This window comes from Mycobacterium sp. TKK-01-0059 (assembly GCF_000709305.1).
GTDB classification, from domain to species: Bacteria; Actinomycetota; Actinomycetes; order Mycobacteriales; family Mycobacteriaceae; genus Mycobacterium; species Mycobacterium intracellulare.
Genome location: NZ_KL446993.1, coordinates 2,721,700 through 2,733,351, shown reverse-complemented (window position 1 = coordinate 2,733,351; position 11,652 = coordinate 2,721,700). Strand labels below are relative to the sequence as shown.

The 11,652-nt window shown below is 68.4% G+C and carries 12 protein-coding genes; 6 read left to right on the top strand and 6 right to left on the bottom strand.

Annotated features, from left to right (window positions below; genetic code table 11):
- Positions 1–2 precede the first annotated feature (2 nt).
- Positions 3–203 carry a hypothetical protein gene (locus K883_RS13315; protein WP_008253834.1) on the bottom strand — a complete coding sequence of 67 codons (201 nt, stop codon included), beginning with the start codon at positions 201–203 and terminating at the stop codon, positions 3–5.
- Between the two features lie 109 nt (positions 204–312).
- Between K883_RS13315 and K883_RS13310 the strand changes: the two genes are divergently transcribed.
- Positions 313–2,571, top strand: coding sequence for a helicase-associated domain-containing protein (locus K883_RS13310; RefSeq protein WP_014383884.1), 2,259 nt, complete (start codon positions 313–315; stop codon positions 2,569–2,571).
- A gap of 54 nt (positions 2,572–2,625) precedes the next feature.
- On the top strand, positions 2,626–4,275 hold the full coding sequence (locus K883_RS13305) for a DNA repair helicase XPB (protein WP_014379227.1): 1,650 nt from the start codon (positions 2,626–2,628) through the stop codon (positions 4,273–4,275).
- Positions 4,276–4,335: 60 nt separating this feature from the next.
- Here the strand turns inward: K883_RS13305 and K883_RS13300 are convergent, their stop codons facing one another.
- Both K883_RS13300 and K883_RS13295 read right to left on the bottom strand, forming a co-directional pair.
- Positions 4,336–5,481 (bottom strand): thiolase family protein, encoded by a 1,146-nt coding sequence (locus tag K883_RS13300; protein WP_014383883.1) that lies wholly within the window; start codon positions 5,479–5,481, stop codon positions 4,336–4,338.
- A gap of 15 nt (positions 5,482–5,496) precedes the next feature.
- The gene (locus K883_RS13295) at positions 5,497–5,913 is read right to left on the bottom strand and encodes a Zn-ribbon domain-containing OB-fold protein (RefSeq protein WP_009951778.1); all 417 of its coding nucleotides are present in this window, start codon (positions 5,911–5,913) and stop codon (positions 5,497–5,499) included.
- 144 nt (positions 5,914–6,057) lie between these two features.
- On the opposite strand from K883_RS13295, the gene K883_RS13290 reads away from it, so the two are divergent.
- Positions 6,058–6,351, top strand: a complete 294-nt coding sequence (locus K883_RS13290) for a putative quinol monooxygenase (RefSeq protein ID WP_008253825.1) — start codon at positions 6,058–6,060, stop codon at positions 6,349–6,351.
- A 14-nt stretch (positions 6,352–6,365) separates the two neighbouring features.
- On the opposite strand, the gene K883_RS13285 is transcribed toward K883_RS13290, so the two are convergent.
- Entirely contained in the window at positions 6,366–7,298 is a 933-nt protein-coding gene (locus K883_RS13285; protein WP_014383882.1) for an AraC family transcriptional regulator, read from the bottom strand.
- A gap of 82 nt (positions 7,299–7,380) precedes the next feature.
- Here K883_RS13285 and K883_RS13280 point away from each other — a divergent pair, with 82 nt between their 5' ends.
- Positions 7,381–7,875: an anthrone oxygenase family protein gene (locus K883_RS13280; RefSeq protein WP_014383881.1), complete on the top strand. Its 495-nt coding sequence runs from the start codon at positions 7,381–7,383 to the stop codon at positions 7,873–7,875.
- Here K883_RS13280 and K883_RS13275 read toward each other — a convergent pair.
- Positions 7,872–8,861, bottom strand: coding sequence for an LLM class F420-dependent oxidoreductase (locus K883_RS13275; protein ID WP_014383880.1), 990 nt, complete (start codon positions 8,859–8,861; stop codon positions 7,872–7,874). The two genes, K883_RS13280 and K883_RS13275, sit on opposite strands and share 4 nt — an antisense overlap.
- A 27-nt stretch (positions 8,862–8,888) precedes the next feature.
- Positions 8,889–9,425 (bottom strand): TetR/AcrR family transcriptional regulator, encoded by a 537-nt coding sequence (locus K883_RS13270; RefSeq protein ID WP_009951783.1) that lies wholly within the window; start codon positions 9,423–9,425, stop codon positions 8,889–8,891.
- 81 nt (positions 9,426–9,506) lie between these two features.
- Here K883_RS13270 and K883_RS13265 point away from each other — a divergent pair, with 81 nt between their 5' ends.
- Together K883_RS13265 and K883_RS13260 are read left to right on the top strand one after the other, a co-directional pair.
- A complete protein-coding gene (locus K883_RS13265) occupies positions 9,507–10,715 on the top strand; it encodes an FAD-dependent monooxygenase (protein ID WP_020821669.1) in 1,209 nt (402 codons plus the stop codon).
- 63 nt (positions 10,716–10,778) lie between these two features.
- A complete protein-coding gene (locus tag K883_RS13260; protein WP_020821668.1) occupies positions 10,779–11,639 on the top strand; it encodes an LLM class F420-dependent oxidoreductase in 861 nt (286 codons plus the stop codon).
- Positions 11,640–11,652 lie beyond the last annotated feature (13 nt).

Sequence of the window (11,652 nt, the reverse complement as noted above, 5' to 3'; positions counted from 1 at the left end):
ACCTACCGATTGACGACGGTGACCGGGTGCAGGTAGGGCAGCTCGGTGGAGGGCAGCGGGAACGTCAGCTCGCCGAAGGGCGACAGCGCACCCGTCCGGTCGGTGACGAGTTCACTGACCGCGTGGTCGTCGGGGTCCGTCGTCGGCCAGCCGTTGTCGACGTACTTGGTTTTGCGAGCTTTGCCCTCAGCAGTGTCAGCCACGAGGTCCATTCTGACAGGTGACCCAGGAGCGCGTGGCGCAAGACCGTAGGTTCGCGCCGCCCCTTCGCGATCTGCTCGGCATCCACGACCTGCTTTACGCTGGTCAGCGATGACCGACAACACCCCGGATATCCCGCTGGGGTCGTGGCTGGCCGAGTTGTCCGATGAGCGCCTGATCCGACTGCTGGAATTGCGGCGGGACCTCGCCCAGCCCCCGCCCGGCAGCATCGCCGCACTGGCGGCCCGAGCCCAGGCCCGCCAGTCGATCAAGGCCGCCACCGACGACCTCGACTTCCTGCGGCTGGCGGTGCTCGACGCGCTGCTGGTGCTGCGGGCCGACGCGGAACCGGTGCCGACCGCGAAGCTGCTGGCGCTGATCGGTGATCGCGCCCCCGAAGGCGACGTCCTCGACGCGGTCGACGACCTCCGGCAACGCGTCCTGGTCTGGGGCGAGACCGCGCTGCGGGTCGCCCCCGACGCCGGGACGGGAATGCCGTGGCATCCGGGGCAGGTCATGCTCGAGGACACCTCGCGCGACGCCGAGCAGATCGCGGCCCTGATCGACGACCTCGACCGGGCGCAGCTCGAGGTGCTGGAGAAACTTCTCGAAGGCTCCCCGATGGGCCGCACCCGCGACGCGGCGCCGGGCGCGGCGGCGGACCGCCCGGTGCCCCAGCTGCTGGCCATGGGCCTGTTGCGGCGCATCGACGCCGAGACCGTGATCCTGCCCCGCCACGTGGGACAGGTGCTGCGCGGCGAGCGGCCCGGCCCGATGCAACTGACCGCGCCGAACCCGGTGGTGTCGACCACCACCGCCGACGACGTCGACGCGACGGCCGCCGGAGCCGCCATCGACCTGCTGCGGGAGCTCGACGTTCTGCTCGAAACGCTTTCCGCCGCACCGGTTTCCGAGTTGCGCAGCGGGGGCCTGGGAATCCGGGACGTCAAGCGGCTGAGCAAGGTGACCGGGATCGACGAGTCACGGCTGGGTTTGATCCTCGAAGTCGCCGCCGCGGCCGGGTTGATCGCCAGCGGCATGCCCGACCCCGAACCGGCGGCCGGCGAGGCACCGTACTGGGCGCCGACGGTCGCCACCGATCGGTTCGCCGCGCTGTCCGCCGCCGAGCGTTGGCGCCTGTTGGCCAGCAGCTGGCTCGACCTGCCCAGCCGGCCGGCGCTGATCGGCACGCGCGGTCCCGACGCCAAACCCTATGGGGCCCTTACCGATGCCCTGTATTCCACCGCCGCGCCGCTGGATCGCCGCCTGTTGCTCGGCATGCTGTCCGGGCTCCCGCCCGGGGCCGGCGTCGACGCGGCGGAAGCATCGGCCGCGCTGATCTGGCGGCGTCCGCGGTGGGCCAAGCGGTTACAGCCGGGGCCCGTCGGGGATCTGCTCGCCGAAGGCCACGCCATGGGGCTGGTGGGGCGCGGGGCGATCAGCACGCCCGGCCGGGCGCTGCTGGACGAGGACAACGATCCGCAGGCCGCGATCGACGCCATGACCAGGGCGCTGCCCGAACCGGTCGATCACTTCCTGGTGCAGGCGGACCTGACGGTTGTCGTGCCGGGTCCGCTGCAGCGCGACCTGGCCGAGCAACTCGCCACCGTGGCCACCGTCGAATCGGCGGGCACGGCGATGGTGTACCGCGTCAGCGAGCAGTCGATCCGGCATGCGCTCGACGTCGGCAAGACCAGCGACTGGATGCATGCCCTGTTCGCCAAGCACTCCAAAACGCCAGTGCCCCAAGGGCTTACCTATCTCATCGACGACGTCGCGCGCAGGCACGGGCAGCTGCGGATCGGCATGGCCGCGGCGTTCGTGCGGTGCGAGGATCCGGCGCTGCTGGCCCAGGCCGTGGCCGCTCCCGCGACCGAAGAGGTGCAGTTGCGCGCCCTGGCCCCCACGGTGGCGGTGTCGCCGGCGCCGATCGGCGAGGTGCTCGCCGCGCTGCGAGCCGCGGGCTTCGCTCCGGCGGCCGAGGACTCGACCGGCGCCATCGTCGACGTCCGGCCCCGGGGCGCCCGGGTGGCCACACCGCAACAACGCCGTCCCTATCGCCCGCTGCGCCGTCCCAACAGCGACAGTCTCCACGCGGTGGTCGCGGTGCTGCGCAAGGTCACCGCCGCACCGTTCGGCAACGTTCGCGTCGATCCGGCGGCCACCATGACGCTGTTGCAGCGCGCCGCCCGGGAACAAGACACCCTGGTGATCGGTTATCTAGACGCGGCCGGCGTGGCCACCCAGCGCGTCGTGTCGCCGATCACCGTCCGGGGCGGTCAGCTGGTGGCCTTTGATTCGGCATCGGGCAGGCTGCGCGACTTCGCCATCCACCGCATCACGTCGGTGGTGTCGGGCTCGGGCCGATAATGGACGGCATGCCGGAGCTTATGCAGGGCGAAGCGATGAGGAGTGGCGCCATCTATGTCTGACGGACCGTTGATCGTGCAGTCAGACAAGACGGTGCTGCTCGAGGTGGAGCACGAACAGGCCGGCGCGGCGCGGGCCGCGATCGCGCCGTTCGCCGAGCTGGAACGCGCACCCGAGCACGTGCACACCTACCGCATCACACCGCTGGCACTGTGGAACGCCCGCGCCGCCGGGCACGACGCCGAACAGGTCGTCGACGCGCTGGTCTCCTTCTCCCGCTACGCGGTGCCGCAGCCGCTGCTGGTCGACATCGTCGACACCATGGCCCGCTACGGCCGCTTACAGCTGGTGAAAAACCCGGCGCACGGCCTGACGCTGGTGAGCCTGGACCGCGCGGTGCTCGAGGAAGTGTTGCGCAACAAGAAGATCGCCCCGATGCTCGGCGCCCGGATCGACGACGACACGGTCATCGTCCACCCGAGCGAGCGCGGCCGGGTCAAGCAAATGCTACTCAAGATCGGTTGGCCCGCAGAGGATCTCGCTGGCTACGTCGACGGCGAGGCGCATCCGATCAGCCTGGCCCAGGACGGCTGGCACCTGCGCGACTACCAGCAGATGGCCACCGACTCGTTCTGGTCGGGTGGCTCCGGCGTGGTGGTGCTTCCCTGTGGCGCCGGCAAGACCTTGGTGGGCGCCGCCGCGATGGCGAAAGCCGGTGCGACAACGCTGATTTTGGTCACCAACATCGTCGCGGCGCGGCAGTGGAAGCGTGAGCTGATCGCCCGCACCTCGCTCACCGAGGACGAGATCGGCGAATACTCCGGTGAGCGCAAGGAGATTCGGCCGGTGACCATCTCGACGTACCAGATGATCACTCGCCGCACCAAGGGCGAGTACCGCCACCTCGAGCTCTTCGACAGCCGCGACTGGGGGCTGATCATCTACGACGAGGTCCACTTGTTGCCGGCGCCGGTGTTTCGGATGACCGCCGATCTGCAATCCAAGCGGCGCCTGGGGCTGACCGCCACGCTGGTCCGCGAGGACGGCCGCGAGGGCGACGTGTTCTCCCTGATCGGCCCGAAACGCTATGACGCGCCGTGGAAGGACATCGAGGCGCAGGGGTGGATCGCACCGGCGGAGTGCGTCGAGGTGCGGGTCACCATGACCGACAACGAGCGGATGATGTACGCCACCGCCGAGCCCGAAGAGCGCTACAAGCTGTGCTCGACGGTGCACACCAAAATCGCTGTGGTCAAATCGATTCTGGCGAAGCATCCGGGTGAGCAGACCCTGGTGATCGGCGCGTACCTCGATCAGCTCGACGAGCTGGGCGCCGAGCTGGGCGCCCCGGTGATCCAGGGCTCCACGCGGACCAAGGAACGCGAGGAGCTGTTCGACGGCTTCCGCCGCGGCGAGGTGAACACGCTGGTGGTTTCCAAGGTCGCCAACTTCTCCATCGACTTGCCGGAAGCCGCGGTGGCCGTGCAGGTTTCGGGAACCTTCGGCTCGCGCCAGGAAGAGGCGCAGCGGCTGGGCCGGTTGCTGCGGCCCAAGGCCGACGGCGGCGGCGCCATCTTCTATTCCGTGGTGGCGCGCGACAGCCTGGACGCCGAATACGCCGCCCACCGGCAGCGTTTCCTGGCCGAGCAGGGTTACGGCTACATCATCCGCGACGCCGACGACCTCCTGGGTCCGGCCATCTAGCGAGCGAACGCAAAAGCCCCCGAAACTCCGTTGTTTCGGGGGCTTTTGCGTCTGGCGGCGCTACCGAGACAGGATGGTCGCCGAGGCGGTGCCGGGCGCGCCGTACACCTGGGCCAGGCCGACGCGCGGATCGCCGGGGACCTGACGCTCCCCCGCCTCGCCGCGCAACTGGCGCACCAGTTCGTGCATCTGCCGCAGCCCCGACGCACCGATCGGCTCGCCGTTGGCGATCAGCCCGCCGTCGGTGTTGACGGGAATCGAGCCGTGGATCTCGGTGGCGCCGTCGGCCAGCAGCTTCTCCTGTTCGCCGTCCGCGCACAATCCGGTCTCGGCCATGTGGATCACCTCGGCGCCGGCGTCGGTGTCCTGCAACTGCGCGACGTCGACGTCTTCGGGTCCGATGCCGGCCGCCTCGTAGGCGGCCTTGGCCGCGTACACGGTCGGTGACGCGTCCTCGTCCAGCGGCGCCGACGTGGCGTGCACCTCGTAGGCGCCGAAGCGCCGGGTGCGAATCTCGCAGGCGCGCACATAGACCGGCTTGTCGGTGAATTTCTCGGCCATGTCGGCGCGACACATGATGACCGCGGCCGCCCCCTCGTCGGGCGCGCAGAACATGTACTGCGTCAACGGGTAGTTCAGCGCGGGCGAGGCGAGGATCTCCTCGACGGAGATCTCCTTGCGCCGGAAGGCATTCGGGTTCAGCGCACCGTTGCGGAAGTTCTTGTTGGCCACCCGCGCCAGCGTCTCCTGGGAGATGTTGTGGTCGTGGATGTACTTGTTGGCCTTCATGCCGAAGAACTTGGTGGTGACGAACTGCCCGTTGTTGGCGTACCACTGCGGCAGCGCCAGCTTGGCGGGGTCGTCGGTGAAGGCACCGCGCGGATGCTTGTCGAGGCCGATGGCAATACCGATGTCGTACTTGCCCAACCGGATGGTGTCGGCGGTCTGCTGGATGGCGCTGGCCGCGGTGGCGCAGGCGTTGAACACGTTGGTGAACGTGATGCCGGTCAGGCCGACCAGGCGGGTCACGGCGTCGGGGTTGGAGACCTCGTAGCTGCCGCCGAATCCGAATTGGATGTCTTTCCAGTCCACTCCGGCGTCTTTGAGCGCGAGCTGGACGGCCTCGGCGCCCATCTGCATCGCCGTCTTGTCGAACCTGCCGAACGGGTGCAGGCCCACGCCGATGATGGCGACGTCGTTGGTCATCTCGATCCTCCTGACTCAGGCGACGGGCTGGAACGCGAAGGTGATGATTTCGGCGCCCTCGTCGTCGGTGGCGAACGGCACCATGGTGAGTTCGACTTCCTGGCCGAACTTCAACTTGGCCGGGTCGTTCTCGGTCAGGCGGCCTTCGACCCGGATCACATCACCGAGCTGGACCAGTCCCACTCCGAAGGGCACGAAGTCCTTACCGGCCGGGCCGATGTAAGGGGCTCCAGGGGGAAAGCCCTGGGTCGTCCACGCCACCAGCGTTCCGCGCCGGGGCAACAGCACGTCGGACATCTCGCCACCGCTGCAGCGCGGGCACCACTGCTGCACCGGGAAGGTGGTCGCCTCGCAGCTGCCGCATCGGCTGCCGATGAGCTGCGGGCTCTCATCGGGCCAGGTAGAGATCTCCGGGGCAAGTGCCTTCTGCATCGGGGGGTCCTCCAGGAACGTCGACAATCCGCCAACAGAACTCACTGAACCGTATAACAGCTTTCCGAAAAGTGGAAACCGCATTCTCGCCTCCGCGCAATGGGCGAGGACTGGCGTCGGGCGCGGGGAAGATATGTTGGCGCCATGACGGTCACCGTGATACTCGAGCTCAGGTTCAAGCCCGACGAGGTCGCCGCGGGGCGCGAGCTGATGGGCCGGGCGCTGCAGGACACCCGCGCGTTCGACGGGAATGTCCGCACCGACGTGCTCGTCGACGAAGACGATGAAGCGCACTGGCTGATTTACGAAATTTGGGAGACGGTCGAGCACGACGAGGCTTACCGCGCGTTCCGCGCGGGCGAGGGCAAGCTGACGCAGCTTCCCCCGCTGCTGGCCGCGCCCCCGGCCAAGACCAGGTATCTCACCAGCGACGTGTAGCTCGCGCCGGCCGATCAGCCCGCGCCGGCGCGGTGGGTATTCGGGCTCACCCCGTAGGCGCGTTTGAAGGCGGTACTCAACGCGAACGGGGTGGCGTAGCCGACCTCTCGGGCGACGGCGGCGATGGTCGCCTGGCTGGACCGCAGCAGATCGGCGGCCAACGCAAGCCGCCAACCGGTCAGGAAAGCGATCGGCGGCTCGCCCACCTGCTCGGTGAACCGGCGGGCGAACGCTGCGCGTGACGCGCCAACTGCCGCAGCGAGATTCGCGACGGTCCAGGGGTGCGCGGGGTTGCTGTAGATCAGCTTCAAGGCCGGCCCCACCACCGCGTCGCGTTCGGCGTGCCACCAGGCGGGCGCGTTGACGTCGTTGTCGAACCAGATGCGCAGCACCCCGATGAGCAGCAAGTCGAGCAGCCGATCCAGATACGCCTCTTGGCCGGGGCCGCCACGGCCGGCCTCGCTGGCCAACAGCGGAACCAGCGGACTGTCCCATTCGTCCGCGCGCAACACCAGCACGGCGGGCAGCGCGTCGAGCAACCGGGCGCTGACCTCGCTGCGTCCCTCGTACGCGCAGACGATGGAGCGGGTCGCACCCGAGGGACTGTTACCCCACGTCCGCACGCCCAACGACATTTCGAAGTGCAAGTCGTCCCCGGTCTGCGTGGTGCACCGTTGACCCGGATGGATCACCGCCGTCGGGGCGGTCCCCGGGTCGTCCGCGAAGACGTAATGCTGGGTGCCGCGGGTGAGCGCAATGTCCCCGGGACGTAGCCAATCGGTGCCGCTGTCGTCGCCGACGATGACGGCGCTGCCATGCGTCTGGCAGATGATCGCCAGCGGCGCGTCGTCCTGGATGCGCAGCGACCACGGCGGGTCCATCATCATGCGCAACACAAATGCCCCGCGCGCCCGAACGCCGTCGAGCAATCCCACCACGGCGTCCACAACCGGATCGTAGACGGGCGCATATGTAATCGGGACGGATAGCGATGGATGGTCTCAGCCGGCCCGCGGTTGACTTCAGGCCATGAACGCAAGTCCGGTTGTCATCCTGACCTCCATCGCCACGATCGTCGGCGCCGCCGCCGGCGGAATGATGTACGTGTTCTCCACATTCGTGATGCGCGGCCTGAATGGCATCGATTCGCGCGAGGCGATTGCCGCGATGCGCGGTATCAACGTCGCAGCGAATTCCAGTCCCGCGTTTCTGCTCGCGTATTTTGGTGCGGCGATCCTCGCCTTGGCGGTCGGCGTCGTTGCGGTGACGCAGTTGCCCCAACCCGGCAGCTGGTGGCTGTTGGCGGGAGCGGTTTTCGCGATCCTCGCCGCGATCATCACGGTGGTGTTCAACGTGCCGCTGAACAACCGTCTCGACGGCGTAGACCCGGTGGGGCTGTCGGCCGCCGACGCCGCGCGCGAATGGCAGACGTACTTCTCCACGTGGACGGCATGGAACCATGTCCGCACCGTCACCGCGTTCCTCGGCGCCGCACTGATGCTGGTCGGGCTGCGCTGCCGCTAGCTCAGTGCGGGAATGACCTCTCGTTCGAACAGCTCGATGCCGGAACGGTCGTAGGCGGCCTCGGGGAAATAGCAGATGGCGTAGTCGCATCCGAGATCTCGGAGCTTCGTCAGACGCTCGACGACCTGTTCCGGCGTGCCGGTGGCCGAGTCCGGCCCGCTGGTGCCGGCGATCATCGCGTCCGCGGCGGCCTCCCCGACGTAATCGGCCATGCGTCCGCGGACCCGTTGCAGCCGGTCTTTGACGTCGGCCTCCGACGGGCCGACGACGGCGTTGACGTTGACCGAACGCACGATGGCGTCGAAGTCGGTGCCCACTTCGCGGCAGTGCCCGGCCAGCACCTGCGACTTGTGGGCGAACGCGGCCGGCTCGGGCGTGAAGTTGGTGTACTGCGCGTACCGGGCGGCGATACGCAAGGTCACCTTCTCGCCGCCGCCGGCGATCCACAGCGGAATCCCGTTGTCCTGCAGTGGCTTAGGGGCGACGATCGCGCCGTCCACCTGGTAGTGCTTGCCGTCGAAGCTGACCTTGCCGTCGCGCCAGGCGTCGCGCATGATCTGGACGCCTTCGTCGAGGCGACCCAACCGGACGCCCGCCGACGGGAATCCGTAACCGTAAGCGCGCCATTCATGTTCGTACCAGCCGCCGCCGATCCCCATCTGAATCCGGCCACCGGAGATGATGTCGGCCGTCGCGGCCACCTTGGCGAGGTAGACCGGGTTGCGGTAGCTCATGGCCGTGCACATCTGGCCGAGCTTGATGCGCGACGTGGTGGCCGCGTACGCGGACATGAGCGACCACGCCTCGTGGGTGGCTTCCCCGGTGGGCACCGGGACGGTGTGGAAGTGGTCGTAGACCCACAACGAGTCCCACCGGCCGCGGTCCGCGTGATCGGCCAGATCGCGCATCACCGCCCAGTGTTTGTCGGGTTCGATGCCGACCAGATCCATCCGCCAGCCTTGCGGAATGAAGAGACCGAAGCGCATACCAACGGACTTTAGCCCCGCCACTATTCAGCCATTCAGCGCGTCGAACGCGGCCGCGACCGACTTCTCGCGCAGTTCCTCCTGCGGCGCGTCGACGAACTGCACGCAGCAATCCTGCAAGCCGCCGAACGCGACGACCGCGCGGGTGGACTGTGCGAGCGTCGGCGTCTCACCGAACACCAGCCGCGCCAACCGCTCTCGCCACGCCAGCACGGTGTCGATGAGGTCCAGGTCGATCAGCGTCGACAACTCGGTCAGCAACAGCACCAGGTCCCGGCGGTGCCGGTAGTGGAAATCGAAATAGCCCTCCAACAACTCGCGAACATCGACGGCGCCGCGGCCCTCGTGGTCGGCGACGAACCGCTCGCCCTCGTCGATCAGCGGCACCAGGATGCTGCGCACCAGGTCCTCGCGTGACGGAAAGTGGTAGTACAGCGCGGGTTTGGTGATGCCCAGCTGGTTGGCGATGTCCTGCAGGCTGGTGCGCTGCACGCCGCGCTGCAAAAACAGCTCGCGAGCGACCTCCTGAATCCGCTCGCGCGTGTCTGACCGGGGCCTGCTCACCCGCCCGAGTTTATCTGACTTACCGATCGGTAAGTGGGATGCTATGCTTACCGAACGTTAAGTAAGTGCGGGAGGTGGATCGTGCGGATACTCATTTCCGGCGCCAGCGTCGCCGGCCCGGTGCTGGCGTACTGGCTGTCCCGCTACGGCTTCGACGTCACCGTCGTCGAGCGCGCCCCGACGCTGCGCAAAACCGGCGGCCACGCCGTCGACTTGTTCCGTCCGGCGATGGAGATCTCGGCGAAGATGGGCGTCCTGCCCCGCATCGAGGCCCTGGCCACCGGAACCACCCGCCTGGCGCTGTACCGAGAAGGCCGGCCGCGGGCCACCGACATCGACCTCACCAAGATCTACGCCGCCAGCTCCGACCGGCACGTGGAGATCATGCGCGACGACCTCAGCGAGATCTACTACGACGCCGCCCGCGACGACGTCGAGTACCTGTTCGGCGACTCGATCACCGAGATCGAGCACGACGGCACCGTGGCGTTCGAGCGCTCCGAGGCACGCACCTTCGACGTCATCGTCGGCGCCGACGGCCTGCACTCCAACGTTCGGCGCCTGACCTTCGGCGAGGAAGCCGGCCTGACGCGCTTCCTCGGGGGATACCTGTCGGTGCTGTCGGCGCCCAAGGCGCTGGTGCGGGCCGGCGAGATGGTCGGCCACGTCGGCGTCGGCCGCTTCGCCGGTATCTACACTGCGGACCACCTGGACGACGCGCGGGTGGTGTTTCTGTTTCGCCGCCGGGAAGAACCCGACTACGACCACCGCGATGTGTTGCGGCAGAAGGAGTTACTGCGCGACGCGTTCACCGGGATGCATGACCAGGTGGACGGCTGGCTGGCCGAAATCGAGCGCACGCCCACCTTCTACTTCGACTCCATCACCCAGCTCCGCACGGACAGGTGGTCGCGCCGCCGCGTCACCCTGGTCGGCGATGCCGGATACTGCCCCGGGCCGGCGGTGGGCGGCAGCACCAGCCTCGCCGTCCTCGGCGCCTACGTGCTCGCCGGAGAACTCGCCCGCGCCGACGGCGACCACCTGCGCGCCTTCGCCGCCTACGAACTGCAGATGCGCGAACCGGTGCATCGCAGCCGGTCCTTCGCCCGCGGCGCGGCCACGGGCATCATCCCCGGTTCCCGCGCCGGAGTCTGGGCGTTAACCCGTGGAGCCCAACTGATCTCGGCGATGCCGGGGTCGCTGTCCCGGTCGCTGGCCAAGCTGAACACCAAGGGCGTCCGCATGCACGACTCGATGCCGGTCCCCGACTACGCCGGAAGCGACGTCTGACAGCATGTCCAGTAGGCCGCGGACCCGAGCGGCCGCGCGCGTGCCACGAAGGGAAGGCCTCAGATGGAACTGACCGGTGTTGGGATCTGGAGCAGTCAACTGCGCTACGGCGACCCGGCCGAATCCGCCGACGCCGCAGCCGAACTCGATGAACTCGGCTTCCCCGCGCTGTGGATTCCCGACGTCGGTGGGCCGGTGTTCGACTCGGTCGGTCATCTGCTCGCCGCGACCAAGCGGACCGTGATCGCCACCGGCATCCTGAATCTATGGATGCATGGGCCCGGCGACGTCGCCGAATCCTATGCGACGCTCACCGCTGAGCACGGCGACCGCTTCCTGCTCGGAATCGGCGTCAGCCACGCACCGCTGATCGACACCGGCCAGCCCGGACGCTACCGCAAACCGCTCGCGGCCACGGCGTCGTTCCTGGACGGGTTGGACGCCGCGCCGCGGCCGGTTCCCACCGGGCGCCGGGTTCTTGCCGCGCTCGGACCGAAGATGCTGAAGCTGTCCGCGAGCCGCGCCGCGGGCGCCCACCCCTACCTGGTCACCCCCGACCACACCGCTTCTGCCCGTTCGACTTTGGGCCAGGGCCCCCTGCTCCTGCCGGAGCAGACGGTCATCCTGACCGACAGCGCCGACGAGGCGCGTCAGATCGGAACCGAGTGGCTGCGGTCCTATTTGGCGTTGCCCAACTACGCGAACAACCTGCTGCGCAGCGGCTTCTCCGAAGACGATGTGGCGCAGGTGAGCGATCGACTGTTCAACGCGATCATCGCCTGGGGTGACGAAGACGCCATCATGGGCAGGGTCGCCGAACATCGTTCCGCCGGCGCCGATCACGTCTGCGTCCAGGTGTTGCGGGCCGATCCGAGAGCCTTCCCGCGCGAGGAATGGCGCCGAATCGCCGCCGCCTGCCGATAGCAGGTGATCCGCC